The organism is Sphingomonas sp. NPDC092440 (assembly GCF_044754985.1).
Lineage (GTDB): Bacteria > Pseudomonadota > Alphaproteobacteria > Sphingomonadales > Sphingomonadaceae > Sphingomonas.
On sequence record NZ_JBIVQA010000002.1, the window covers coordinates 465,922 to 490,500 of the forward strand.

22 protein-coding genes and 1 tRNA gene are annotated in these 24,579 nt (G+C 67.6%); 13 read left to right on the plus strand and 10 right to left on the minus strand.

The genetic code is table 11. The features are described from left to right. Positions 1-36 precede the first annotated feature (36 nt). The 3 genes from ACIQCS_RS05180 to smpB all read right to left on the minus strand — a co-directional run bounded on the left by ACIQCS_RS05180 (position 37) and on the right by smpB (position 3,256). Positions 37-2,118, minus strand: coding sequence for a M13 family metallopeptidase (locus tag ACIQCS_RS05180; protein ID WP_345846899.1), 2,082 nt, complete (start codon positions 2,116-2,118; stop codon positions 37-39). A 105-nt stretch (positions 2,119-2,223) separates the two neighbouring features. Beyond that, a complete protein-coding gene (locus ACIQCS_RS05185; RefSeq protein ID WP_345846900.1) occupies positions 2,224-2,784 on the minus strand; it encodes a DUF2062 domain-containing protein in 561 nt (186 codons plus the stop codon). Then, the gene (gene smpB, locus ACIQCS_RS05190; RefSeq protein WP_086129916.1) at positions 2,777-3,256 is read right to left on the minus strand and encodes an SsrA-binding protein SmpB; all 480 of its coding nucleotides are present in this window, start codon (positions 3,254-3,256) and stop codon (positions 2,777-2,779) included. Before smpB ends, ACIQCS_RS05185 begins: the two co-directional genes overlap by 8 nt. 194 nt (positions 3,257-3,450) lie before the next feature. On the opposite strand from smpB, the gene ACIQCS_RS05195 reads away from it, so the two are divergent. Further along, positions 3,451-3,615, plus strand: coding sequence for a hypothetical protein (locus tag ACIQCS_RS05195; RefSeq protein ID WP_345846901.1), 165 nt, complete (start codon positions 3,451-3,453; stop codon positions 3,613-3,615). A 60-nt stretch (positions 3,616-3,675) separates the two neighbouring features. Next, a complete protein-coding gene (gene recJ / locus ACIQCS_RS05200; protein ID WP_345846903.1) occupies positions 3,676-5,439 on the plus strand; it encodes a single-stranded-DNA-specific exonuclease RecJ in 1,764 nt (587 codons plus the stop codon). 58 nt (positions 5,440-5,497) lie between these two features. Here the strand turns inward: recJ and ACIQCS_RS05205 are convergent. The 3 genes from ACIQCS_RS05205 to ACIQCS_RS05215 form a co-directional block, all read right to left on the minus strand. After that, positions 5,498-5,572, minus strand: a tRNA-Glu gene (locus ACIQCS_RS05205). Positions 5,573-5,632: 60 nt separating this feature from the next. Next, positions 5,633-6,097: a YbaK/EbsC family protein gene (locus tag ACIQCS_RS05210; protein ID WP_294050941.1), complete on the minus strand. Its 465-nt coding sequence runs from the start codon at positions 6,095-6,097 to the stop codon at positions 5,633-5,635. Then, the gene (locus ACIQCS_RS05215) at positions 6,094-7,659 is read right to left on the minus strand and encodes an MFS transporter (RefSeq protein ID WP_345851978.1); all 1,566 of its coding nucleotides are present in this window, start codon (positions 7,657-7,659) and stop codon (positions 6,094-6,096) included. The genes ACIQCS_RS05210 and ACIQCS_RS05215 overlap by 4 nt, the downstream gene beginning before the upstream one ends. A gap of 269 nt (positions 7,660-7,928) precedes the next feature. Between ACIQCS_RS05215 and ACIQCS_RS05220 the strand changes: the two genes are divergently transcribed. The 3 genes from ACIQCS_RS05220 to hppD all read left to right on the plus strand — a co-directional run bounded on the left by ACIQCS_RS05220 (position 7,929) and on the right by hppD (position 10,653). Then, on the plus strand, positions 7,929-8,195 hold the full coding sequence (locus tag ACIQCS_RS05220) for a DUF6356 family protein (RefSeq protein ID WP_280281073.1): 267 nt from the start codon (positions 7,929-7,931) through the stop codon (positions 8,193-8,195). Position 8,196: 1 nt separating this feature from the next. Beyond that, positions 8,197-9,543 (plus strand): FAD/NAD(P)-binding protein, encoded by a 1,347-nt coding sequence (locus ACIQCS_RS05225; RefSeq protein WP_345846905.1) that lies wholly within the window; start codon positions 8,197-8,199, stop codon positions 9,541-9,543. A 72-nt stretch (positions 9,544-9,615) separates the two neighbouring features. Beyond that, a complete protein-coding gene (gene hppD, locus ACIQCS_RS05230; RefSeq protein ID WP_345846906.1) occupies positions 9,616-10,653 on the plus strand; it encodes a 4-hydroxyphenylpyruvate dioxygenase in 1,038 nt (345 codons plus the stop codon). Positions 10,654-10,731: 78 nt separating this feature from the next. Here the strand turns inward: hppD and ACIQCS_RS05235 are convergent, their stop codons facing one another. Beyond that, a complete protein-coding gene (locus ACIQCS_RS05235; RefSeq protein ID WP_345846909.1) occupies positions 10,732-12,075 on the minus strand; it encodes a dicarboxylate/amino acid:cation symporter in 1,344 nt (447 codons plus the stop codon). 162 nt (positions 12,076-12,237) lie between these two features. On the opposite strand from ACIQCS_RS05235, the gene hmgA reads away from it, so the two are divergent. The 4 genes from hmgA to ACIQCS_RS05255 all read left to right on the plus strand — a co-directional run bounded on the left by hmgA (position 12,238) and on the right by ACIQCS_RS05255 (position 15,878). Continuing rightward, on the plus strand, positions 12,238-13,515 hold the full coding sequence (gene hmgA, locus ACIQCS_RS05240; protein WP_345846911.1) for a homogentisate 1,2-dioxygenase: 1,278 nt from the start codon (positions 12,238-12,240) through the stop codon (positions 13,513-13,515). A gap of 148 nt (positions 13,516-13,663) precedes the next feature. After that, a complete protein-coding gene (locus tag ACIQCS_RS05245; protein ID WP_345846913.1) occupies positions 13,664-14,017 on the plus strand; it encodes a Rieske (2Fe-2S) protein in 354 nt (117 codons plus the stop codon). 133 nt (positions 14,018-14,150) lie between these two features. Continuing rightward, positions 14,151-14,582, plus strand: coding sequence for a hypothetical protein (locus ACIQCS_RS05250; protein ID WP_345846914.1), 432 nt, complete (start codon positions 14,151-14,153; stop codon positions 14,580-14,582). A 144-nt stretch (positions 14,583-14,726) separates the two neighbouring features. Then, the gene (locus ACIQCS_RS05255) at positions 14,727-15,878 is read left to right on the plus strand and encodes an isovaleryl-CoA dehydrogenase (RefSeq protein ID WP_345846916.1); all 1,152 of its coding nucleotides are present in this window, start codon (positions 14,727-14,729) and stop codon (positions 15,876-15,878) included. A gap of 173 nt (positions 15,879-16,051) precedes the next feature. On the opposite strand, the gene ACIQCS_RS05260 is transcribed toward ACIQCS_RS05255, so the two are convergent. Both ACIQCS_RS05260 and ACIQCS_RS05265 read right to left on the minus strand, forming a co-directional pair. Beyond that, a complete protein-coding gene (locus tag ACIQCS_RS05260) occupies positions 16,052-17,242 on the minus strand; it encodes an SGNH/GDSL hydrolase family protein (RefSeq protein ID WP_345846917.1) in 1,191 nt (396 codons plus the stop codon). A 50-nt stretch (positions 17,243-17,292) separates the two neighbouring features. Continuing rightward, positions 17,293-19,362 (minus strand): M13 family metallopeptidase, encoded by a 2,070-nt coding sequence (locus tag ACIQCS_RS05265; protein ID WP_345846918.1) that lies wholly within the window; start codon positions 19,360-19,362, stop codon positions 17,293-17,295. Between the two features lie 127 nt (positions 19,363-19,489). Between ACIQCS_RS05265 and ACIQCS_RS05270 the strand changes: the two genes are divergently transcribed. Beyond that, complete coding sequence (locus ACIQCS_RS05270; protein WP_345846921.1) at positions 19,490-21,091, plus strand: carboxyl transferase domain-containing protein; 1,602 nt, start codon at positions 19,490-19,492, stop codon at positions 21,089-21,091. Positions 21,092-21,111: 20 nt separating this feature from the next. On the opposite strand, the gene ACIQCS_RS05275 is transcribed toward ACIQCS_RS05270, so the two are convergent. Then, positions 21,112-21,543, minus strand: a complete 432-nt coding sequence (locus tag ACIQCS_RS05275) for an endonuclease domain-containing protein (protein ID WP_345846922.1) — start codon at positions 21,541-21,543, stop codon at positions 21,112-21,114. A gap of 76 nt (positions 21,544-21,619) precedes the next feature. Here ACIQCS_RS05275 and ACIQCS_RS05280 point away from each other — a divergent pair, with 76 nt between their 5' ends. From ACIQCS_RS05280 to ACIQCS_RS05290, 3 genes are all read left to right on the plus strand, one after another. Then, positions 21,620-22,123, plus strand: a complete 504-nt coding sequence (locus ACIQCS_RS05280; protein ID WP_345846923.1) for a hypothetical protein — start codon at positions 21,620-21,622, stop codon at positions 22,121-22,123. Further along, complete coding sequence (locus tag ACIQCS_RS05285) at positions 22,120-22,443, plus strand: DUF3088 family protein (protein ID WP_345846924.1); 324 nt, start codon at positions 22,120-22,122, stop codon at positions 22,441-22,443. Before ACIQCS_RS05280 ends, ACIQCS_RS05285 begins: the two co-directional genes overlap by 4 nt. Before the next feature lie 154 nt (positions 22,444-22,597). Continuing rightward, entirely contained in the window at positions 22,598-24,469 is a 1,872-nt protein-coding gene (locus tag ACIQCS_RS05290; RefSeq protein ID WP_345846926.1) for an acetyl/propionyl/methylcrotonyl-CoA carboxylase subunit alpha, read from the plus strand. Positions 24,470-24,579: the final 110 nt, after the last annotated feature.

Sequence of the window (24,579 nt, forward strand, 5' to 3'; positions counted from 1 at the left end):
TCTCCCTCTCCCCGCCGGGGAGAGGGAGAAATCAGATTACCAGATCCGGACGCGCTTGTCGGGCGTCAGGAACAGCCTGGTCGCCGGATCGGGGTTGTACGCCCCGTACCAGGGATCGAGGTTGCGCACGACCCAGGCGCGCTGCTGCGACGGCGAGTGCGGATCGGTGAGCAGGCGCTGGCGCAGGTTCGCCTCGCGATAGTTGCGGCGCCACACCTGTGCCCAGCCCTGGTAGAAGCGCTGGTCGCCCGTGGTGCCGTCGAGCACCGGCGCAGCCTGGCCGTTCAGCGAAGCCTGGTACGCATCATAGGCGACGGTGAGGCCGGCCAGGTCGGCCACGTTCTCGCCGAGCGTCAGCGCCCCCTTCACATGCATGCCCGGCAGCGGCTCATACTGGTCGTACTGGGCAACCAGCGCGTCGGTGCGCACCTTGAACGCCTTGACGTCCGCCGGGGTCCACCAGTCGGTCAGGCGGCCTTCCTTGTCGTACTTGGCGCCCTGGTCGTCGAAATGGTGGCTCAGCTCATGGCCGATCACCGCGCCGATGCCGCCATAATTGACCGCCGGATCGGCGTTCGGATCGAAGAAGGGCGGCTGCAGGATCGCGGCCGGGAAGACGATCTCGACCATGCCGAAATTGGCATAGGCGTTGATCGTCATCGGGGTCATCCCCCATTCCCAGCGGCGGATCGGCTGGCCGAGCTTCGAGACATTGTCGTCATACTGCCAGTTGTTGGCGCGGACATTGTTGCCGAAGGCGTCGCCTGCCGTGATCGTCAGCGCCGAATAATCCTGCCAGCGCTCCGGATAGCCGATCTTCGGCTTGAAGGCGGCGAGCTTCTCATGCGCCTTCACCTTGGTCTCGGGCGCCATCCATTCCAGCTTGTCGATCCGGCGGTCCATCGCCGCGATCACATTCTTCACCAGCTGGTCGGCCGCCGCCTTGGTCTCGGGCGGGAAATATTTGGCGACATAGACCTGGCTGACATCGTCGGAGAGCGCGCCGGTGGTGAAGTCCACCGCCCGCTTCCAGCGCGCCTCCTGCTCCGGCGTGCCCGACAGGGTGGTGCCGTAGAAGGCGAACTGCTCCTTGTCGAAGGCGCTCGGCAGCACATCGGCGAAATTGTCGAGCGTGCGGACCAGCAGCTGGTCCTTCAGCACCGCCAGCGGCGCCTGCTGGATCAGCCGGGCGATGCCGGTGACCGCGCTGGGCTGGCCGACGATCACGCTTTCCACCGGCGTCTTGCCGGCGGCGAAAAAGCCCTTGAAGTCGAAGCCCGGCGCCGCCTTCTGCAGCTGGGCGACGGTCATCTTGTTATAGGTCTTAGTCGCGTCGCGGCTTTCGACGCGAGTCCACTGCACCGCGGCGATCTTGGTCTCGAAATCGACGATCGCCTGGGCCCGCGCGGCGGCATTGGCCTCGCCGGCGAGCGTCAGCACGTTGGTGAGGTGCTTGAGATAGGCCGCCTTGGTCTCGACGAACTTGGCGTCCTTCGAGAGGTAGTAATCGCGGTCCGGCATGCCCAGCCCGGCCTGGAACAGGCTGAGCGCATAGACTTCCGGCTCCTTGTCGTCCTGGCCGACATAGGTGGCGAAGGGCACGCCCACGCCGTTGCGGCGCGCGGCGGCGGCGAGCGCGGGATAGCCCGCCTTGGAGGTCAGCGCCTTGATCTGGCCGAGCCACGGCTTGGCCGGTGCCAGGCCCTTGGCGTCGATCGCGGCGGTATCGAGATAGGTGGCATAGGCGGTGCCGATCTTCGAGTTCGGATCGGCCTTCGCCGCATCGAGGATCTCGTGCGTCTGCTTCTTGGCGTTGTCGTCCAGGATGTTGAACGAGCCATAGTTCGACTTGTCGGCCGGGACCGGCGTGTTCCTCGCCCAGGCGCCATTGGCATAATTGTAGAAATCATCGCCCGGCTTGATCGCGGGGTCCATGCCGGCGGTGTCGAAGCCATAGGTGCCGTAGACCGGCTTGGGCTTTTCGGGCTGCGGCGCGGAATCGGGCTCGGTGACCGGCGCGGCCTCGACCGGGGTGGCCGGCAGCGGGGCGTTGTGCGCGCAGCCGGCGAGCAGCACGGGCGCGGCGAGGAAGGTGGTGGTGAGGAGCGACAGGCGCATGGTAATCCCCGATGGTTGATCGGGCTGTCTTAGACCGTCGATGGGCTCCGTCAATCGGGCGGGCGTAACATTATTACACCGCGATGACGACGTTTCCCGCCGCGTTCAGCCGCGCGCGGCCCGGGCGTCGGCGCGCCGCTTCCACTTGCGGGCGATCCACAACCGCCATGCCAGCGCGGTGCCGAAATAGCCGATCAGGGCGAGCGCGGCGGTGATGGTGAGCAAACCGGTGAGCGTGGCCGGGCCGGCCTGGTGCACCAGCCAGTCGCTCCAGCTCCGCTCGATCGCCTGCGCCTTCTCGACCACCGCGCCGGGGCCGATCATCCAGCTGCCCAGCCAATAGGCCGCCACCCAGAGCGGGGGCGTCGTGACGGGATTGGTGATGAAGGTGGTCGCCGCGGCCGCCGGGATGTTGGCGCGCAGGGGAAGCGCAAGTACCGCCGAAGCGGGGATCTGCCCCATCGGCACCAGCACGCCGGTCACCATGCCCAGCGCGACGCCGCGCGGCACCGAACGGCGGGTGAAGCGCCACAGCGAGCTGTGCATCACCCGGTTCGCCACCGGGCGGAGCCAGCGATTGCCCTCGACCGATTCGCGGCTGGGCATCGCCTGGTCGAGCCAGCGGCGGAAACGCGACTTGCCCGACACGGGCGCCGGATCAGCCACGGTCGCGGAGCAGGCGCCCCTGCTCCCGCTTCCAGTCCCGCTCCTTGATCGAGTCGCGCTTGTCATGCGTCTTCTTGCCCTTCGCCAGCGCCAGCTCGACCTTCGCGCGGCCTCGCCCGTTGAAATAGATGGACAGCGGCACGAGGGTCATCCCCTCGCGCGCCACCGCGCCATGGAGCTTGTTTATCTCCCGCTCATGAAGGAGCAATTTACGGGGACGCTTGGGCTCGTGGTTGAAGCGGTTGCCATGGCTGAACTCGGGGATGTTCGAATTGACCAGCCAGACGCCGCCGTCATTCACTTCCGCATAGGCCTCGGCGATCGAACCCTCGCCGAAGCGCAGCGACTTCACCTCGGTCCCGGTGAGCGCGATGCCGGCCTCATAGGTCTGCTCGATGAAATAATCGAACCGCGCGCGCCGGTTCTCGGCGACGGTCTTCACTTTCTCTTGGGCGGGACGGGGACGGGCCATAAGGCGATGCGATGTAGGCGCGGATTGCCGGAAGCGCCAGCCCGCAGGAAACGCGACGAGCCGAATGGCGGGTGCCGTATTCATTCGTGTCGATGGCGAGAAGCGTGTAGAGACAAACTATTGGCGCGCCCCAATCGAGCCTGGCGCCGACTGACAGCAATTGGAAAGCTGCCGCTTGAAGCCGGAGCTTCCCCATGACTCAACAGAATGAACGCGAGTATCTCGAACGCCGTCAGCGCCTGAGCGCCGAGAAGGCGCGTGCCGCCACCGATCCCGGCATCGCCAGGACACACAGCAACTTCGCCGCAGCCTATGCCAAGCGCCTGGAGCTGCATCAGGTCCAGGCGCTTGCCGAATAGGATCGTGGGACGCGGCGGGGGAATGGACAGCCCCCTGCCCGCTGCGCCATAGCCGCTCGCATGTCCGCCGTGCTCAACATCCAGCGCTCGATCACCGGCCAGCCCTGGCACTGGCGCGGCCTCGCCAGCGATTCGCGCGGCGGGCTGGTGCCCGACGACCTGGTGACGCAGCTGCTGATCGCCCGCGGCGTGGCGCGCGAGGAGCTCGACATGCACCGGGCGCCGAGCATCCGCGCCTTCATGCCCGACCCCTCGATCTTCCGCGACATGGACAAGGCAGCCGCGCGGCTCGCCGATGCGGTGGAGCAGTGCGAGCAGGTCGCGATCTTTGGCGATTACGACGTGGATGGAGCCACTTCCGCGGCATTGCTCATATTGCTGCTGAGGGACCTGGGGCTCGAGGCACGCCCCTATATCCCCGACCGGCTGATGGAAGGCTATGGCCCATCGGGCGAGGCGCTGGTGCGGCTCAAGCAGGAAGGCGCCGGCCTGATCGTCACCGTCGATTGCGGCGCTCAGGCCTTCGAAGCGCTGGAGATGGCGAAGACCGCCGGCGCCGAGGTGATCGTGGTCGACCACCACAAATGCACCACCGAGCTTCCACAGGCGCTCGCGCTGGTGAACCCCAACCGGCTCGACGAGACCGAAGGCGCGGCGCACGGCCATCTGGCGGCGGTCGGCGTCGCCTGGCTGCTCGGCGCGGCGCTGATCCGCACGCTGCGCGCCCGCGGCTATTTCGCGAGCCGGGCCGAACCCAAATTGCTCGACCTGCTCGACATCGTCGCGCTCGGCACCGTCGCCGACGTGGCGGCGCTCAAGGGACTCAACCGCGCCTTCGTCGCCCAGGGCCTCAAGGTGATGGCGCAGCGGCGCAACATCGGGCTGAACGCGCTGATCGAGGCCTCGCGCCTCACCCGGGCGCCCACGGCGACCGATCTGGGCTTCGCGCTCGGCCCCCGGATCAATGCCGGCGGGCGCGTCGGCCGCTCCGACCTGGGCGTGCGCCTGCTCACCACCCGCGACCCCGAGGAGGCGCGCACGATCGCCGAGGAGCTGAACCAGCTCAACGAGGAGCGCCGCGCGATCGAGGCGGGCGTGCAGGCCGAGGCGGAGGAACTCAGCCTGCATAAGGCGAACCACGCGGTCGCGGTGATTGCGAGCAAGGGCTGGCACGCCGGCGTGATCGGCATCGTCGCGGGGCGGCTGAAGGAGAAGCTCGGCCGGCCGGCGATCGTGATCGCGCTCGACGAGGACGGTGTCGGCAAGGGCTCGGGCCGCTCGATCCCGGGCGTCGATCTGGGCGCGGCAGTGCTCGCCGCCAAGGATGCCGGGCTGCTCCGGGCGGGCGGCGGCCATGCCATGGCCTGCGGCGTGACGATCGATGCCGACCGGCTCGATGCCTTTGCCGAGTTCCTCGAGGAGCGGCTTGCCGAGCGGGTCACCCAGGCGATGGGCGAGCGCGCGTTGCTGCTCGACGCGGTGGTGGCGCCGGGCGGCGTCTGCCCCGATCTCGTCAATGCGATGGAGGCCGGCGGCCCCTATGGCATGGGCTGGCCGGCGCCGCGCGTGGCGGCAGGGCCGGTTACCGTGATCAAGGCCGATGTGGTCGGCACGGGCGGGCATGTGCGGCTGATCGTGGCGGGGCCGGACGGGCGCAGCATCAAGGCAGTCGCCTTTCGCCAGGCCGATACCGAGCTGGGCCAGGCGCTGCTCTCGGCCCCGCGCCACCGCAAGCTCTGGCTCGCCGGCCGTGCCAGGATCGACGACTGGGGCTCCCGCCCCGCCGCCGAGCTGCATGTCGAGGATGCGGCCTGGGCCGACTAGCGCCTGCCGCCGCCACGGAAATCCATCGATGTCGGAGAACCACGCCGCAAGCGGCGAATGGTGACCCCTACGGGAATCGAACCCGTGTTTCAGCCGTGAAAGGGCCGCGTCCTAACCGCTAGACGAAGGGGCCATGCCGAAGCGTGGAGGCGGTCCGTTAGGGAAGGTTGCGCGGCGGGTCAAGCGCATTTGCTCAGCCCGGTCTGCAGACATCCACCCAGCGCCGCGAAACCAGCGCCGCCAGCCGTTCGGGCGCGATCTCCACCGATGCGGTGCGCGAGCCCGCCGCGGGGAACACCGTCGCGAAACCCCGGATCGAGACGTCGCAATAGACCGGCAGCGGCGTCGCCAGCCCGAAAGGACAGACCCCGCCCACCGGATGGCCGGTCAGCACCTCCGCCTCCTCGGCGCCGAGCATCGAGGCGCGGCCGGCGAACTCGGCCTTGATCTTGGGATTGTCGAGCCGCGCATCGCCGCGCGCGACGACGAGCACGACGCCCTCGCCCACGCGCAGCGCCAGCGTCTTGGCGATGCGCCCGGGTTCGACGCCGAGCGTCGCCGCCGCCTCCGCCACCGTGGCCGTGCTCGCCGCCTGCTCGATCAGGGCCAGGTCCGGGGCATGTTCGGCAAGCCAGGCGCGCACGGTCTCGACGGTCATTCCTCGATCTTCCTCCGGAACGTCTCGGGGAGCAGCAACAGGCCGATGACGAGCGTCGCGGCCGCGGCCACCACCGGATACCAGAGGCCGTAATAGATATCCCCCGTCGCCGCCACCATCGCAAAGGCAGTGGCAGGCAGGAAGCCGCCGAACCAGCCATTGCCCAGATGATAGGGCAGGCTCATCGACGTATAGCGGATGCGGCTGGGGAACAGCTCGACCAGCATGCCCGCGATCGGGCCATAGACCATGGTCACCAGCAGCACGAGCGCGAACAGGATCGCGACCACCAGCGGCTTGTTGATCCGGGCGTCCTCGGCCTTGGCGGGATAGCCCGCCTTTGCAAGCGCGGCACTCAAGCGTTTCGAATAAGTCGCGAGTTCGCCAACCTCGACGCTGCGGTCGCCGATGCTGACCTCGCCGGCGCCATGAGCCTCAGTACCATAGGGTATTCCCGCCTTCGCGAGCGTCGACTTGGCGACGTCGCACCCGGTCTTGTCGAACTTGTTCTTGCCGATCGGATCGAACTGGACCGAACAGGTCGCGGGATCGGCATGGACTTGCACCGGCGCCCGCGCCTGCGCCTCGGCCAATGCCGGATTGGCGGCCTGGGTCAGCGCATGGAACAGCGGGAAATAGCTGACCGCCGCGAGCAGGCAGCCCGCCAGGATGATCGGCTTGCGGCCGATCCGGTCGGAGAGCCAGCCGAAGAACACGAAGAACGGCGTGCCCAGCGCCAGCGCGATGGCGATCAGGACGTTCGCGGTCATCCCGTCGACCTTCAGCGTCTTCTCGAGGAAGAACAGCGCGTAGAATTGCCCCGTGTACCAGACCACCGCCTGGCCCACCACCGCGCCGAACAGCGCGATGAGGACGATGCGCAGATTGCCCCAGCGCAGAAACGCCTCGGTGAGCGGCGCCTTGGAAGTGTTGCCGCTCGCCTTCATCCGGGCATAGACCGGGCTCTCGTTGAGCTGGAGACGCACCCAGAGCGACACGCCCAGCAGCAGGATCGAGGCGAGAAACGGCACGCGCCAGCCCCAGCTGGCGAACGCCGCCTCGCCCAGCCACGAGCGCGTGCCGATCACGACGAGCAGCGAGGCGAACAGGCCCAGCGTCGCGGTCGTCTGGATCCAGCTCGTGTAGAGGCCGCGCTTGTGGTTGGGCGCATGCTCGGCGACATAAGTGGCGGCGCCGCCATATTGGCCGCCCAGCGCCAGCCCCTGAAGCACGCGGAGCGTCACCAGCAGGATCGGCGCCGCCACGCCGGCAGTGGCGAAATTGGGGAGCAGGCCCACCGCGAAGGTCGACCCGCCCATGATTCCCATCGTCACCAGGAAGGTGTTCTTGCGCCCCACCAGGTCGCCGATCCGCCCGAAGACGAGCGCGCCGAACGGCCGCACCGCGAACCCCGCCGCGAACGCCGCGAGCGCGAAGATGAAGGCGGTGGTATCGTTCACGCCGGCGAAGAACTGCGCCGAGATCGTCGTGGCGAGCAGGCCGTAGAGATAGAAATCATACCATTCGAACACGGTGCCCAGCGACGATGCCGCGATCACCATCTTCTCGTTGCGGGTGGCCGTGTGATGTTCGCCCAAGGGCGCCGACGGACTGTCGGACCGTGCATCCTCGCTCAAGCTGTCTTCCCCTTTTATTGTTAGCGCTAACCAACCACAGTCCCGCCGCAGTTGGAACCCCCGTCGCCACGCGCGCTCTCCGGCGCGCCTTGCCCGCAGGTTCGGTCATGCCCGGCCGCATTGCAAACAAAGCCACGCTTGGGAGTGCAAAAGCTGTACTTCACAGTGCGGCCCGGGGAGCGTAAACGGCCCTCATGTTCGAGCGCATCTTCCTGTCCCATCCGCGCGCCGTCGGCGAAAGCTATGGCGAGCATGCCAGCACCGCCGCGCGATTCGGCTTCACCATGATCATCGGGGGGGCGGCCTGCGTGGTCCATGCCATCGTCCCCGCCCTGTTCGTCCGCACCGCGAGCGACGCGGTGAAGCGACTCTATGGCCAGATGCTCGCGCGCCAGCCCGGCATGGCGGCACGCAAACCGGCCTATGAACAGCCCGAGTGGCAGATCGAATACGAAATCTGACGTGATCGAGCATGTCGCGATCATCGGTGCCGGCTTTTCCGGCACCCTGCAGGCGATCAACCTGCTCCGCCACGACGGCCCCCGCGCCACGCTGATCGAGCGTGCGCCGGTCGCCGGCCTCGGCCTCGCCTATGGCGCCGCGCATCCCAGCCATGTGCTCAACGTGCGCGCATCGAACATGAGCGCCTTCCCCGACGATCCGTCGCACTTCGTCCGCTGGCTCGAGGCGCGCGGCGTGGCGGATGCGCCCAGCGCGTTCATCCCGCGCGTCACCTATGGCGAGTATCTGCGCGAGCTGCTCGACGCCGCGCTGCTCGCCCATCCCGATCGCCTGCAGCTGGTGCGCGACGAGGTCGAGGACCTCGACTTCGCCGACGGCGTGACGGTGCGCCTCAAGGGCCGCACGGTGGCGGCCGACGCGGCAGTGCTCGCGGTCGGCAACCTGCCGCCGCACGATCCGCCGGGCCTCGATCCCGAAAAGCTGAGCGCCGAACGCTACAAGGGCGATCCCTGGGACGCGAGCGTTCCCGACGGGCTCGGACCGGACGACACCGTACTGGTGATCGGTACCGGACTCACCATGATCGACGTCGTGCTGCTGCTCGATGCGCGCGGCTTCAAGGGCAGGATCGTCGCGCTGTCCCGGCGCGGCCTGCTCCCGCGCCCGCATGCGCCGGGCAACGACTGGCAGAAGCTCGCCGAGCGGCCCGCCACCTCCGCCTCGAAACTGCTCCAGGCGGTCCGCGTGCGCGGCGAGGAAATCGGCTGGCGCAATGCCGTCGACGAGCTCCGGCCCTTCACCCAGGCGATGTGGGGGAATGCCAGCGAGGACGAGCGCGGCCGGTTCCTCCGCCACCTCCGCCCCTGGTGGGACGTGCACCGCCACCGCCTGGCGCCGGAGGTCCATGCCCGGCTGATGGCCGTTATCGCGCGCGGCCAGCTCGAAGTAATCGCCGGCAAGACGCTCGGCTTCGCGGAGAAGCCCGGGGGCATCGAGGTCCGGCTTCGCCGCCGCGGCGCCGACGCGGCCGAGACGATGATGGTGCAGCGCATCGTCAACTGCACCGGGCCGCTGGGCGACCTCAACCGCACCGAGGAACCCCTGCTCCAGAAGCTCGCCGCGCGCGGGATGATCCGCCCCGACGCGGCGCATCTCGGCATCGACGTCGACAACCAGGGCCAGACGATCGACGCGGCCGGCCGGCCCAACGCCAATCTCTACGCCCTGGGCCCGATGACTCGCGGCGCGTTCTGGGAGATCGTCGCGGTGCCGGATATCCGCACCCAGACCTGGAGCGTCGCCCGACGCCTCTCCAACGCGCACTGGGTGGGCGGCGAAGGGCTATGACTGCAACTAGTATCAATTGACACTAACTGCACTTCGGACTAGCCCGCGCGTTACCTTCTTGGAGCGTGCACCATGACCGATCCTGCCAATCCGCTCGGCCTCAACGGCTTCGAGTTCGTCGAATTCACCTCGCCCGATCCCGAGGCGATGGGGAAGCAGTTCGAGATGCTGGGCTTCGTGCCGACGCATCGGCACCCCAGCAAGAACGTCACCCGCTACAAGCAGGGCCGCATCAACCTGATGCTCAATCGCGACGAGGCCGGCCGCGTGGCGGCGTTCCGCGGCGAGCACGGGCCCTCGGCCAGCGCGATGGCCTTCCGCGTTGCCGATCCGGCCAAGGCGATGGCGTGGGCGCTCGCGCACGGCGCCAAGCGCACCGACGAGGACGACACCGTCATCCTCGGCATCGGCGGCTCCTATCTCTATTTCATCGAGGACGGCTACGACCTCTACCAGGATTGGGCCGAGTTCCCGGGCTGGCGGGAGGCCGAGGCGCAGAACAATGTCGGGCTCGACCTGCTCGATCACCTCACGCACAATGTGCGCCGCGGCCAGATGCGGGTGTGGAGCGAATTCTACAAGACGCTCTTCGGCTTCGAGGAGCAGAAGTATTTCGACATCAAGGGCCAGGCGACCGGCCTGTTCAGCCAGGCGATGATCGCGCCCGACAAGGCCATCCGCATCCCGCTGAACGAGAGCCAGGACGACAAGAGCCAGATCGAGGAGTTCATCCGCGAGTATAAGGGCGAGGGCATCCAGCACCTCGCGCTGACCACGCCGGACATCTACGACACGGTAGAGCGCCTGCGCGCCCGCGGCGTCAAGCTGCAGGACACGATCGAGACCTATTACGAGCTGGTCGACAAGCGCGTGCCCGGGCATGGCGAGGACCTGGAGCGCCTCAGGAAGAACCGCATCCTGATCGACGGCAATATCGGCGACGAAGGCATCCTGCTCCAGATCTTCACCGAGAACATGTTCGGCCCGATCTTCTTCGAGATCATCCAGCGCAAGGGCAATGAAGGCTTCGGCAACGGCAATTTCCAGGCGTTGTTCGAGAGCATCGAGCTGGACCAGATCCGCCGGGGTGTCATCAAGGTCGACGCATAACCTTCGGAATTCGGCTTGGAGAGGAGCCGGGGGAGCGGCGCCAGTTGCGTAGCGCGCAGCTCACCCCGGCCGAAATCCTCAGGCGAATGCCGGCTCGCCGCGCACTTCGCCCGCCCCCTCGCGGAAGCGCGCCTCGTCGAGGAGCCCTTCCCGCTTCGCCACGATCACCGGCACCAGCATCTGCCCCGCCACATTGGTCGCGGTCCGGCCCATGTCGAGGATCGGGTCGATCGCGAGCAGCAGCCCGACCCCGTCCAGCGGCAGCCCCAGCGTGGAGAGCGTGAGCGTGAGCATCACGGTCGCGCCGGTCAGGCCGGCGGTGGCGGCCGATCCCAGCACCGAGACGAAGGCGATCAGCGCATAATGCTCGATCCCCAGCGGGATGCCGTAGAACTGCGCGACGAAGATCGCCGAGATCGCCGGATAGATCGCCGCGCAGCCGTCCATCTTGGTCGTGGCACCCAGCGGCACGGCGAAGGCGGCATAGGCGCGCGGGACGCCGAGCGCGCGCTCGGTCACGTCCTCGGTCACCGGCAGCGTGCCGACCGAAGAGCGCGAGACGAAGCCGAGCTGGATCGCCGGCCAGGCCGAGGCGAAGAAGCGCAAGGGGCTGAGGCCATGCGCCGCCAGCAGCGCCGGATAGACGACGAGCAACACCAGGCCGAGCCCGAGATAGACCGCGCCGGCATAGGTGCCGAGCGCCGCCAGCGACTCCCAGCCATAGCGCACCACTGCATCACCGATCAGCGCCGCGGTGCCGATCGGGGTCAGCCGGATCACCCAGCGCAGCAGCAGCCGGAAGACGGCGAGCGCCGAGGCGTTGAAATCGAGAAAGCGGTGCCCCGCCTCCCCCGCCTTCACCGCCGCCGCGCCGATCGCGACCGCGAGCACGATGATCTGGAGCACGTTGAACGAGAGCCCGGTGGTGGCGCTGCCGTCCGCCAGCCGGGTCGACGCCGCCAGGCCCAGGAAATTCGACGGCACCAGCCCCTTCAGGAAATCGAGCCAGCTCCCGGTGCTCGAAGGCACCGCTGCCGCAGTGGCCGCCACGGCGCTGTGGTGGCCCGGCTGGAGCACAAGGCCGAGCGTGATGCCGATCGCCACCGCGATCGCCGCGGTGATCGTGAACCACAAGAGCGTCCGCACCACCAGCCGCGCGGCGTTGTTCAGGTCCCGCAGCGCCGCGATCGAGGCGACGATCGCCGTGAACACCAGCGGCGGCACCAGCACCTTGAGCAGCTGCACGAAGATCTGCCCGATCGTCTGCAATGCCTGGGCGAGGCCGTTGGCGGTCTCGCCGTCGCTGCCGATCGCCCGCGCGGTCAGCCCCAGCGCCAGCCCTGCCGCCATGCCGAGGGCGACCTGCACGCCGAAGCTCGGCAGCTGGAACCGCCGGGGTGCGGCTGCGCTGATGATGGCCATTGGTTACGACTCCGGAATTAAACCTACCAAAAAAGTAGGAATTACGCCGCCGCCGCCCAAGAAAGTTTAGGTTCGCGCCCTGATAGCCGATCCCGCAGCAGATAGTATCATTTGACACTATTCTGGGCAGCGCTACAGGGAGGCGAGCATAGAGAGGATGCGATGACCGACTATTTCCCCGGCTTCGGCAACCAGGTCTCCACCGAGGCGGTGCCCGGCGCGCTGCCGGTGGGGCGCAACAGCCCGCAACGGCCCGCCTTCGGACTTTATGCCGAGCAGCTCTCCGGCACGGCGTTCACCGCGCCCCGGCACGAGAACCGCCGCTCCTGGCTCTATCGCCTGCGCCCCACGGCCGAGCATCCGCCGTTCACGCGCTACGAAGGCGCCCGGAACTTCGCGCCCGGCACGGTCGGCGCGGCCCTGCCCCCCAATCGCCTGCGCTGGAACCCGATTCCGGCGCCGCCCCCCGGCACCGACCTGATCGACGGCATGACGACCATGCTCGCCAATCGCGATCCCGCCGACCTGGAGGGCGTGGCGGTGCATGTCTATGCCGCCAACAAGGACATGGAGACCCGCGTCTTCTTCGACGCGGACGGCGAGCTGCTCTTCATTCCCCAGGCCGGCCGGCTCACTCTGCTCACCGAGCTCGGCCGGATCGACATCGCGCCCGGCCAGGTCGCGCTCGTGCCGCGCGGCGTGCGTTTCCGCGCGCTGCTCCCGGACGGCACGGCGCATGGCTATGTCGCCGAGAATCACGGCGCGCTGTTCCGCCTGCCCGATCTTGGGCCCATCGGCGCCAACGGCCTCGCCAATGCGCGCGACTTCGAGACGCCCGCCGCCTGGTTCGAGGACCGCGACGAGGATTTCGAAGTCATCCAGAAGCATCTCGGCGCGCTCTGGACCACCACCCTTCCCCATAGCCCGCTCGATGTGGTGGCCTGGCACGGCAATCTCGCGCCCTGGCGCTACGACCTCGCCCGGTTCAACACGATGAACACGGTGAGCTTCGACCATCCCGATCCGTCGATCTTTACCGTCCTCACCTCGCCCAGCGACGTGCCGGGCCGCGCCAATGCCGATTTCGTGATCTTCCCGCCGCGCTGGATGGTCGCCGAGGACACGTTCCGCCCGCCCTGGTTCCACCGCAACGTGATGAGCGAGGCGATGGGCCTGATCACCGGCGCCTATGACGCCAAGGCAGAGGGCTTCGCCCCCGGCGGCCTGTCGCTCCACAATCTCATGGCCGGGCACGGTCCCGATGTCGCCAGCTGGCAGGGCGCAAGCAACGCCGACCTGAAGCCGCACAAGATCGACGGGACGATGGCCTTCATGGTCGAGACCTGCTGGCCCTACAGGCCCACGCAATATGCGCTCGATCGCGCCCAGCCCGATTATGACGCGGCCTGGACGGGCTTCCCAAAGGCGAAGCTGCCATGAAATTCCTCCCCGAGCTCGTCTCGGGGAGAGGGACCGTTCGCGTAGCGAATGGTGGAGGGGCCGCTGCGGAATGCGGCGGTTTCCCGCCATGCCCCTCCACCGCCTTCGGCGCCCCCCCTCCTCTAGCAAGCTGGGGGAGGAATTGAGCATGGAACGCCTCACCGAAACGCCTCCCGACGTAACGCTCGGCCCGCTCGACCTCATCCCCGACGGCAACGCGCGCAACTTCGTGCTCGAGATGCGCGCCGGCCGCTTCCACGGCTTCGTCGTGCGCCGGGGTGAGACGGTCCATGGCTATCTCGACCTGTGCGCCCATATGGCGCTGCCGCTCACCAACAGGCTGGACGATTATCTCACGCCCGATGGCGGCCATATCCAGTGCAGCTGGCACGGCGCGCTGTACCGGATCGAGGATGGAACCTGTGTCGGCGGCCCCTGTGTCGGGGCAAGGCTGCGCCGCTGGCCGGTGACGGTGCGTGACGGGATGATCGTCACCAGCTGATCGCACCAAATCCGGATCGGATCAGGTTGAATCCAATATAACCCCGAGTCCAGTTGACCGACTCACCTCGATAACGCTCAATATAATATCGACAAATACATTCGCGATATTTGTCTATTTCGAGGAGCGAGCCGTGGCCAACCTTATAAATTTCGTGAACCCTGCTCTGAATGAGGGCGAGACGTTCGACGTATATCTCAATCGCTTTCCCAAGATCGGCGCCGGCAAGGCCAATGCGCTCATGCCGCTATTCGCCAGCTTCGCCATCGATGCCTCGGTGCTCGGCCATCCGATCAAGGGTAACATCGAAATCCAGATGCCCGATCTCAGCCCCTCGGGCACTTGCCTGATCAGTTTCCTCGGGGCCCAGCACAAGGCGCCCTATACCACCGGCGGCGGCAAGCTGCAGATCCAGGCCCCCGGCCGCACCGTCACCCTATATGGTGGCGACAAGCAATGGAGCTGGATCGACGTCAGCGGCGTGCCGGGCTCGATCGGCATCTGGCCGACCAGCCATGTGCTGCAGGACGAAGACGAAGTGGATCTCGCCGGCGCGGAAGCCTGAGTTTCCCCCGATTCCCCCGGCATGGGTCGCGCCGGGGGAATTGCGCACCGCCTCTCCTCTCCCCTTGCCGCCCCGCGCGAAATCGGGGAAAAGCGCGCAGAAAAAGGTCAGCACTGCTGACGCGCATATCCCGGAGAGAAACCCATGGATCCCACGCTCGATTTCAGCCTCGGCGAAACCGCCGACATGATCCGCGAGACGACGCAGCGCTTCGCCAAGGAGCGCATCGAACCGCTCGCCGCGAAGATCGACGCGGACGACTGGTTTCCCAAGGCCGAGCTCTGGCCGGCGATGGGCGAGCTCGGCCTGCACGGCATCACCGTCGAGGAGGAATGGGGCGGCCTGGGCCTGGGCTATCTCGAGCATGTCGTCGCGCAGGAGGAAATCGCCCGCGCATCGGCCTCGATTGGCCTCAGCTACGGCGCGCACTCGAACCTGTGCGTCAACCAGATCCGCCGCTGGGCCAATCCCGAGCAGAAGGCCAAATATCTTCCCAAGCTGATCTCGGGCGAGCATGTCGGGTCGCTCGCCATGTCCGAGGCAGGCGCCGGCTCGGACGTCGTCTCGATGAAGCTGCGCGCCGAGCGGACCGACCGCGGCTATGTGCTCAACGGCACCAAGTTCTGGATCACCAACGCGGCCTATGCGGACACGCTGGTCGTCTATGCCAAGACGGGCGAAGGCTCGCGCGGCATCACCACCTTCCTGATCGAGAAGGACATGCCCGGCTTCTCGATCGGCCAGAAGATCGACAAGATGGGCATGCGCGGCTCGCCCACCGCCGAGCTGGTGTTCGACGATTGCGAGGTTCCGGAAGAGAATGTCATGGGCCCGCTCAACGGCGGTGTCGGCGTGCTGATGTCGGGCCTGGACTATGAGCGCACCGTGCTCGCCGGCATCCAGCTCGGCATCATGCAGGCCTGCCTCGACGTCGTGCTGCCCTATATCCGCGAGCGCAGGCAGTTCGGCCAGCCGATCGGCCATTTCCAGCTGATGCAGGCCAAGGTGGCGGACATGTACGTCGCGCTGAACAGCGCCCGCGCCTATGTCTATGCCGTGGCGAAGAGCTGCGACGCCGGCAAGACCACGCGCTTCGACGCGGCCGGCGCGATCCTGCTCGCCTCGGAGAACGCCGTGAAGGTATCGCTCGAGGCGATCCAGGCGCTGGGCGGCGCCGGCTATACCAAGGACTGGCCGGTAGAGCGCTTCGCCCGCGACGCCAAGCTGCTCGACATCGGCGCCGGCACCAACGAGATCCGCCGCATGCTGATCGGACGCGAGCTGATCGGGGCCTGAGGCGCCCCGATCCCTCACCTCGTCACCCCGGCCTTGTGCCGGGGGCCACGGTGCCTCAAGTCCAGCCCCGGAAGCTCCTGGCTTCCCGCTCGCCTCCCGGCGGACCCCGGCACAGGGCCGGGCTCACAGTTATGGGTGCGCGAAGTGCCTGAATGTCGATCCGTTCGGGAGCGTCACTCGAACAGCGACAGCGGAATCGCCTCCCCCATCCGGGTCTGGCCGGCGCCGTTGGGGTGGAGATTGTCCCCGCCTTGCAGGGCCGGTGCCAGCCGCTTCGGATTGGCGGGATCGACGACGGCCTTCTCCATGTCGACCACGCCGTCGAAGATGCCCGAACCGCGCATCCAATCGTTGATCGCAACGCGCAGCGCCTCGCCGTCGGGCGTGTGATAGTCGGCGCCTTCATAGGGCAGGATCGTCGCCGCGATCACCTTGATCCCATGCGCATGCGCCCGCACGACGAGCTGGCGATAGGCCGCCTTCAGGTCCTCGGGCGACAGCACCGGGTTTCGCACGCCGCCGCGGTTCTTGCCCGAATTGCCGATATCATTGACTCCCTCGAGCAGCACGACATGGGAAACGCCGGGCAAGGCGAGCACGTCGCGGTCGAAGCGAGCGAGCGCGGTCGGGCCCAGCCCGCCCTGCAGGATGCGATTGCCGCCGATCGCCTGAGTCACCACCACATGCGGCATGCCCGCCGCGGCGATGCGCCGGCCGAGCACATCGCCCCAGCGGCACGCCGGCACCGCACCGTTCGCGCAGCCGACATTGTCGGTGATCGAATCGCCATAGGCGACGATCACCGGGCGCGGCTCCGGCCCCAGCACATCGACTTGCGCGAGCAGCGGCCGCGGGTCCGACCGCCGGACCGCCTCGAACGCCTCGCCGCTATGGTCGCCCGGTGCCGAGATGTCGGTCGGCACGCCGCGCGCCATATGAACCGTCGCGATCTCGACCTTTTCCGGCAGGTAGAGCGAGACTTCGAGCTGTTCGAACGCCTGGACCGGCATCGCGATCGCGTCGCTCACCAGCGGCGCGCCGGCGGGCAGCCTGGCGTCGCCGCGCCCGCCGAACGTCACGCGCACCGGCAGGCCCCCGGCGACACGCACCGTCGCCGCACCGATCCGCATCGCCTGGCCATAGTCGTTCGCCAGCCGGATGCGGACCTTGTTCCCGCCCGCGCCGACGCGCACCTGCATGCGCAGCGTCACGTTCTCCACCGCCACGCGATCGTCAGGATCCACCGCCTGCCACATGCTGGCGGTCCAGGCGGGCGTCCAGCCGTCCGGGCCCGGCCGGGCATCGGCGGAAGCGGCGGCAAACAGCAGCGATGCGATCACCGCTCCCAAGGGCATCCAGCGCATCGCGTCTCCCATTTGGCTATTTGCCGCCAGACCGTCCGATCAGCCCCGCATCACCAGATCTTCACGCGCTTGTCGGGCGCGAGGTACAGCTTCTCGCCCGGCTGCACGTTGAATGCGGGATACCATGCATCGAGATTGCGCACGGTGAAGGCGCGCCAGCGGCCCGGCGCATGCGGATCGGTCGCCACTTCGGCGCGCAACGCCTCCTGGCGCTGCTTCTCGCGCCAGCTCTGGGCATAAGCGAGGAAGAAGCGCTGGTCGCCGGTCAGCCCGTTGATCACCGGCGCCTCCTTGCCCTTGAGCGAGGCGTGATAGGCCTCATAGGACGCGGTCAGCCCCGCCACATCGGCGATGTTCTCCGCCAGCACCTGCTTGCCGTTGAGGAACAGGCCCGGCAGCACCTCATAGGCGCTGTACTGCGCCGCCAGCGCCGCGCTGGCTTCCTGGAAGTGCTTCAGGTCCTCCGGCGTCCACCAGTTGCGCAGCTTGCCGGCGCTGTCGAAGCTCGATCCCGTATTGTCGAAGCTGTGGCTGATCTCATGGCCGATCGTCGCGCCGATCGAGCCGTAATTGGCCGCCGCGTCGGACTTGGGATCGTAGAAGGGCGCCTGCAGGATCGCCGCCGGGAAGTTGAGCGCGTTCTGCAGCGGCAGGTTCACGGCATTCACCGTCTGCGGCGTCATCCACCATTCGCCCTTGTCCACCGGCTTGCCGATCTTGGCGAGCTGGTGCCGCGTCTCGGCCTTCTCGGCGCGCTGCAGGTTGCCGACCGGGTCGTCTGCCTTCACCTCGAGCGAGGCATAGTCGCGCCAGGCTTCCGGATAGCCGACGCCGACGCGCATCGTCTCGATCTTCTTGCGCGCCTCGGTCTTGGTCGCCTCGTCCATCCAGCTGAGGCCGGCGACGCGCTTGTCGAACGCCGCCTTGATGTTCGCCACCATGTTCTGGATGTCCGCCTTGGACGAGGCCGGGAAATAGTCCTTCACATAGAGCTGGCCGACCGCGTCGCCCAGATTGTTGTTGACGCTGGCGATGGCGCGCTTCTCGCGCGGGCGCATCGCCTGCTGGCCGCGCAGCTGCTTCGAGAAGAAATCGAAGCTCGCCTGGTCGAACTTCGCCGGCAGTGCCGCGGTCACCTGGTTGATCTGATGGAAGGCCAGCCAGTCCTGCCAGGCCTCGATCGGCTCGCTCTCGACCAGCTTGGCCAGCTTCGCCGTGGTGGCCGGATGCCAGACGATGAATTCCTGCTGCCCGCCCAGCCCGGCGGCGTTCCAGAAGCCGTCCCAGTCGATCCCCGGTGCCTTGGCCGCGAAATCGGCCTTCTTCCACCAATTGTCGGCCTTCTGGACGTCCTGGCTGGCGACGATGTCGGTATGCGCCGTGGCGATCTTGGTCTCGAGATCGAAGACCCGCGCGGCGCGCGCCGCCGGATCGCGCATGCCCGCCAGCGTGAAGACCTTGAGCAGATAGGCCTTATAGCCCTCGCGCGCCTTGGCCATCGCGTCGGTCTTCGAGAGATAATAGTCGCGGTCCTCGAGCCCGAGGCCGCCCTGCAGCACATAGGGCACGGTCTGGTCGGGCTTGTCGAGCGCCTGGCTCACCCACAGGCCGAACAGGTTCTCGGTGTGGAAATTGGTCGCGTTGAGCGGATCGACATCGGCGCGGACATTGCCGCCCAGCATCGCCGAGAGCGCATGCTTGTCCTTCAGCGCGGCGATGGCGTCCAGCACCGGCTTGAGCGGCGTCAGCCCGCGCGCCTCGATCCCGGCGGTGTCGGTATAGGCCTTGTACCAGTCGGCGATCCGCCGCTGATCGGTGCCGGTGGCGGCATCGGCCTTCAACGCGGCGTCGATGATCGCCTTGTTGTTCGCCTCGGCCTTGTTGAACACGTCGAGGAACATGCCGGTGATGACGCGATCGGCCGGAATCTCCGTCTTCGCGCGCCAGCCGCCATTGGCATATTCCTCGAAATCGTCACCCGGCTTCACCTGCTTGTCGAGCCCGACCAGGTCGACGCCGACGCCGGTGCCGGCCGCGGCGGTGGTACCCGTGCCGGGGCCCGAGGGGGTGCAGGCGGTGGTCGCGAGCAGTGCCGCGACGAGGAGCGTGTAAGTCTTCAAGCCGACTCTCCCGTATTACTGTATGACAAGAGCGCTACTCCTGCGCGATGCTTTGCGCCAGCACCTTCCCATGCCCGCCCGGCCAGTGTAGGGAAGGGAAAACTAGGACAGGAAGGATGCCCTATCTATGAGCGCCCCGGTGCTCGATTCGAGGGTTGCGGCGGACAGCGCGGAGTTCCGTGCCCGTGCCGCGCACAATCGCGCTTTGGCGGAGCGGCTTCGCGCCGATGTCGCCCGGGCGGCGCTCGGCGGCAGCGAAGCCGCCCGTGAACGCCATGCCGGCCGCGGCAAGCTGCTCCCGCGCGAGCGCGTCGAGCGGCTGCTCGATCCCGGCGCCCCCTTTCTCGAGATCGGCCAGCTCGCCGCCTGCGACATGTACGGGGGCGAGGTGCCCGGTGCCGGCATGATCGCCGGCATCGGCCGGGTCTCGGGGCGCACCGTGATGATCGTCTGCAACGATGCGACGGTGAAGGGCGGCACCTATTATCCGATGACGGTGAAGAAGCATCTCCGCGCCCAGGAGATCGCCGAGCAGAACCGCCTGCCCTGCATCTACCTGGTCGATTCGGGCGGCGCCAACCTGCCCCACCAGGCCGAGGTCTTCCCCGATCGCGACCATTTCGGCCGCATCTTCTTCAACCAGGCCAACATGTCGGCCAAGGGCATCCCGCAGATCGCCTGCGTGATGGGCAGCTGCACCGCCGGCGGCGCCTATGTCCCCGCCATGTCCGACGAGACGGTGATCGTCGGTGCGCAGGGCACGATCTTCCTCGCCGGCCCGCCACTGGTGAAGGCCGCCACCGGCGAAGTCATCTCGGCGGAAGACCTGGGCGGCGGCGACCTCCATGCGCGCAAGTCGGGCGTGGTCGATCACCTCGCCGAGAATGACGAACATGCGCTGACCATCGTCCGCGACATCGTCAGCCACCTGCCCGCCGATCGCACGCCGGATATCGCGCTGCTCGATCCGCGCGCGCCGAAATATGACGCGGAAGAGCTGTACGGCGTCGTCCCCGAGGACGTCCGCGCCCCCTATGACGTGCACGAGGTCATCGCCCGCATCACCGACGGCAGCGAATTCCACGAGTTCAAGCCGCTCTACGGCACCTCGCTGGTCTGCGGCTTCGCGCATATCTGGGGCATGCCGGTGGGCATCATCGCCAATAACGGGGTGCTGTTCAGCGAGAGCGCGCAGAAAGGTGCGCACTTCATCGAGCTGGCCTGCCAGCGCCGCGTTCCGCTGCTCTTCCTCCAGAACATCTCCGGCTTCATGGTCGGCGGTAAATATGAGGCGGAAGGCATTGCGAAACATGGCGCGAAGCTGGTCACCGCCGTCGCCACCGCCACCGTGCCCAAGATCACCGTGCTGATCGGCGGCAGCTTCGGCGCCGGCAATTACGGCATGTGCGGCAGGGCCTATTCGCCGCGCTTCCTCTTCACCTGGCCCAACAGCCGCATCTCGGTGATGGGCGGCGAGCAGGCCGCATCGGTGCTCGCCACTGTCCACCGCGACGCCGAGAAATGGACGCCAGAGGAGACCGAGGCCTTCAAGGCCCCGATCCGCCAGCGCTATGAGGACGAAGGCAATCCGTGGCACGCGACGGCGCGCCTGTGGGACGACGGCATCATCGATCCGGCCCAGACGCGCGACGTGCTCGGCATCGCGCTCGCCGCGACGCTGAACGCGCCGATCCCGGAGCGCCCGGCCTTCGGCGTGTTCCGGATGTGATGCGGCCAGACACGCCTGCTTCATTCCTCCCCGAGCTCGTCTCGGGGAGGGGGACCGCCCGGCGCAGCCGGGTGGTGGAGGGGCAATCGCGAACGCGCTTCGGCAATGATCCCGCGGAGAACTGCATCGAGATCGCGAAGAATTTCGATGGCCGGAACGCGCAGAGTCTGGATGCCATTCGTGGCGAGCCAGGAATCGCGTCGAGCGTCCCGCTCCGGCCGATCGCCAAACCCATGTGCCTCCCCATCCACCTCGATGGCGAGCCGGGCATCGCTGCAATAGAAATCGAGACTGAATTCGCCGGTGGCGTGCTCATGCCGGAATTTGAGCCCCACAGGTCGCTTGCGAAGCTCTCTCCAAAGAAGTCCCTCGGGCAAGCTCATCTCGCGCCGCCGCGCCCGCGCTTGCAGTACCGCCCGTTTGCTTCCCTTCGGCGAATGATCCTTGAACATCGCGCCTGCCCCTCCACCATGCTTTGCATGGTCCCCCTCCCCGAGACTAGCTCGGGGAGGAATTGAAAGGTCCGGAATGAAGCAGCTTCTTCTCCCCTTAGCCCTCCTCGCCCCGCTGCCGGCACTGGCCCAGACCACGCCCACGCCCAGGCTGCCCCCGGCCAACCCGCTGCCCTATGAGGATGCCGAGGCCGCGGCCGTGATGACGCCGATCAACGCCATGTTCGCCGGCCTGGCCGCGCGCGACGGCGCCGCGATCCTTGCCCAGACCCGGCCCGAGGGCGGCGCCACCGTCGCGATCGAGAAGCCCGACGGCAGCCGCGCCATCCGCCATCTCAGCTGGGCCGAGTTCGCCGCGGGCATCAAGCCGGGCTCCGAGAAGCTCGAGGAGCGCATCTCGCTGCCGGCGATCGAAGTGGACGGCGACATCGCCATGGTCTGGGCGCCCTATGTCTTCCTGATCGACGGCAAGGCCCATCATTGCGGGATCAACCATTTCGACCTGGTCCGCGAGAATGCGTCGTGGAAGGTGCTCAACGTCACCTGGTCGCAGCGCACCACCGGCTGCGCGGCGCAATGAGCCGCGACACGCTCTTCCTGCTCGAGCATGCATTCGCCGATCCCGCCCTTGGCGGCGAACGGGTCTTCTATTGCCGGGACTGCATGATCATCGAAGGCCTGCTCGCCACCTTCCCGGAGCGCGCCGCCGATATCGAAGTGGTCCGCGTCGCCTGGCCGCGCCCGCGCGCCGCGGTGGTGGCGGCGATCGGCGAGGCGAACCAGAATCTTCCCGCGCTCGCCTGGACCCGGGAGGACGGGAGCGCCGGCTTCGTCAACGAGATCGAGGCGCTGCTCGCGGCCCTGGCCGAGCGGCACGGCTTTCCGGAGCGGCATCCGTGATTTCCGCTTCCCAAATAGGATTTCGCGTGTTTCCACCGGCAACGATGCAGCGCAGCCTTCGCCTCGCCATTCTCCAGCCTTCGCAGCCGGCGCCTGAGCGGGGAAATCGGGGCCCCCATAGCCTAAACTTCGTAAACTTCCGCGAGGCCGCCCGATGATCCAGTCCCTGCTCATCGCCAATCGCGGCGAGATCGCCTGCCGCATCATCCGCACCGCGCGCGCCATGGGCATCCGCACGGTCGCGGTCTATTCGGATGCCGACGCCAGGGCACTGCACGTCCGCCAGGCCGACGCGGCCGTGCATATCGGCCCCTCTCCCGCCCGGGAGAGCTATCTGGTCGGCGAGAAGATCATCGCCGCCGCGAAGCAGACCGGGGCCGAGGCGATCCATCCCGGCTATGGCTTCCTTTCGGAGAATGCCGATTTCGCCGAGGCGGTGATCGCCGCCGGCCTGGTCTGGGTCGGCCCCCGGCCGGACAGCATCCGCGCCATGGGTCTGAAGGATGCCGCCAAGGCGCGGATGATCGCCGCCGGCGTGCCCGTCACTCCCGGCTATCTCGGCGAGGACCAGTCGCCCGATCGCTTGCAGGCGGAGGCGGACGCGATCGGCTATCCCGTGCTGATCAAGGCCGTGGCCGGCGGCGGCGGCAAGGGCATGCGCCTGGTCGAGGCGCCGGAAGGCTTTCCCGACGCGCTGGCCTCGTGCCAGCGCGAGGCCGCCAGCTCGTTCGGCGATGAGCGGGTGCTGCTCGAGAAATATATCCTCTCGCCCCGCCACATCGAAGTGCAGGTGTTCGGCGACACCCACGGCAATGTCGTCCACCTGTTCGAGCGCGACTGCTCGCTCCAGCGCCGGCACCAGAAAGTGATCGAGGAAGCGCCGGCCCCGGGCATGGATGCGGATACGCGCGAGGCGATCTGCGCCGCCGCCGTCCGCGCGGCCAGGGCGGTCGACTATGTCGGCGCCGGCACGATCGAGTTCATCGCCGATGCCAGCGAAGGCCTGCGCGCCGACCGCATCTGGTTCATGGAAATGAACACCCGCCTCCAGGTCGAGCATCCGGTGACCGAGGAGATCACCGGCCAGGATCTGGTCGAGTGGCAGCTGCGCGTGGCTTCGGGCGAGGAACTGCCCAGGCGGCAGGACGAGCTGGCGATCAACGGCTGGGCCTTCGAAGCCCGGCTCTACGCCGAGGACCCCGTCACCTTCCTTCCTTCGACCGGCACGCTCGAGCAGTGCCATTTCCCGGAGGATCATGTGCGCGTCGAGACCGGGTTCGAGCAGGGCTCGGTCATCTCGCCCTTCTACGATCCGATGATCGCCAAGATCATCACCAATGGCGACACGCGCGAAGACGCACTCTCCCTGCTGGCCCAGAAGCTCGAGGGCGTCGCGGTCTGGCCGGTCAAGTCCAACGCGGCCTTCCTCCACCGCGCGGCGACGCATCCCGTCTTCCAGGACGGCGACGTGACGACGGCGTTCCTCGCCGACCATGCCGAGGATCTCATCCCGTCCGCCGAACCGAGCCGCGAGATGCTGCGCCAGGCCGCTGTCCAGCTGGTCCACCAGTTCGAAGATCGCCAGCGGGAGGGGTTGAACGGCTTCCGTCTCAACGCGGCCCCGAACATGACCGTGCGGATGACTGCCGCCGGCCAGGCCTATGCCCTGGCGGCACCGGATGATTTCGATGGCGACGTCTATACGTCCACGGCAGCCCCGGGCGTAGCGCTGGTCACCCGGAATGGACTGACCTTCGGCATCGCGCTCGCGCGCCACCGGGGCGGCACGGCGGGCATTGCCGGCGACGGCGCGATCCTTGCCCCCATGCCCGGCCGAGTCACCGCCGTGGAGGTAGCGGCGGGCGACGCGGTCACCAGGGGCCAGCGCCTCGTCACGCTAGAGGCAATGAAGATGGAACATGGCCTCACCGCGCCATTCGACGGCACGGTCGCGGAGCTCAACGCCGTCCAGGGCAACCAGGTGAGCGAAGGCACGCTGCTGGTGAAAGTGGAACGGGCCGAATAACCCCCAGCCGTCGCCCTGAACTTGTTTCAGGGTCCAACTCTCCTCGAGCGATATCGCTTGTGGCGCTTTGGATGCTGAAACAAGTTCAGCATGACCAGGAAAGAGGCGGA

Coding starts and splice junctions, on each gene's coding strand:
- ACIQCS_RS05180 (WP_345846899.1), bottom strand. CDS start 2,118: ATGCGCCTGTCGCTCCTCACCACCACCTTCCTCGCCGCGCCCGTGCTG.
- smpB (WP_086129916.1), bottom strand. CDS start 3,256: ATGGCCCGTCCCCGTCCCGCCCAAGAGAAAGTGAAGACCGTCGCCGAG.
- ACIQCS_RS05195 (WP_345846901.1), top strand. CDS start 3,451: ATGACTCAACAGAATGAACGCGAGTATCTCGAACGCCGTCAGCGCCTG.
- recJ (WP_345846903.1), top strand. CDS start 3,676: ATGTCCGCCGTGCTCAACATCCAGCGCTCGATCACCGGCCAGCCCTGG.
- ACIQCS_RS05210 (WP_294050941.1), bottom strand. CDS start 6,097: ATGACCGTCGAGACCGTGCGCGCCTGGCTTGCCGAACATGCCCCGGAC.
- ACIQCS_RS05215 (WP_345851978.1), bottom strand. CDS start 7,659: ATGGTGATCGCGGCATCGTCGCTGGGCACCGTGTTCGAATGGTATGAT.
- ACIQCS_RS05220 (WP_280281073.1), top strand. CDS start 7,929: ATGTTCGAGCGCATCTTCCTGTCCCATCCGCGCGCCGTCGGCGAAAGC.
- hppD (WP_345846906.1), top strand. CDS start 9,616: ATGACCGATCCTGCCAATCCGCTCGGCCTCAACGGCTTCGAGTTCGTC.
- ACIQCS_RS05235 (WP_345846909.1), bottom strand. CDS start 12,075: ATGGCCATCATCAGCGCAGCCGCACCCCGGCGGTTCCAGCTGCCGAGC.
- hmgA (WP_345846911.1), top strand. CDS start 12,238: ATGACCGACTATTTCCCCGGCTTCGGCAACCAGGTCTCCACCGAGGCG.
- ACIQCS_RS05245 (WP_345846913.1), top strand. CDS start 13,664: ATGGAACGCCTCACCGAAACGCCTCCCGACGTAACGCTCGGCCCGCTC.
- ACIQCS_RS05255 (WP_345846916.1), top strand. CDS start 14,727: ATGGATCCCACGCTCGATTTCAGCCTCGGCGAAACCGCCGACATGATC.
- ACIQCS_RS05260 (WP_345846917.1), bottom strand. CDS start 17,242: ATGCGCTGGATGCCCTTGGGAGCGGTGATCGCATCGCTGCTGTTTGCC.
- ACIQCS_RS05270 (WP_345846921.1), top strand. CDS start 19,490: ATGAGCGCCCCGGTGCTCGATTCGAGGGTTGCGGCGGACAGCGCGGAG.
- ACIQCS_RS05275 (WP_345846922.1), bottom strand. CDS start 21,543: ATGTTCAAGGATCATTCGCCGAAGGGAAGCAAACGGGCGGTACTGCAA.
- ACIQCS_RS05280 (WP_345846923.1), top strand. CDS start 21,620: ATGAAGCAGCTTCTTCTCCCCTTAGCCCTCCTCGCCCCGCTGCCGGCA.
- ACIQCS_RS05285 (WP_345846924.1), top strand. CDS start 22,120: ATGAGCCGCGACACGCTCTTCCTGCTCGAGCATGCATTCGCCGATCCC.
- ACIQCS_RS05290 (WP_345846926.1), top strand. CDS start 22,598: ATGATCCAGTCCCTGCTCATCGCCAATCGCGGCGAGATCGCCTGCCGC.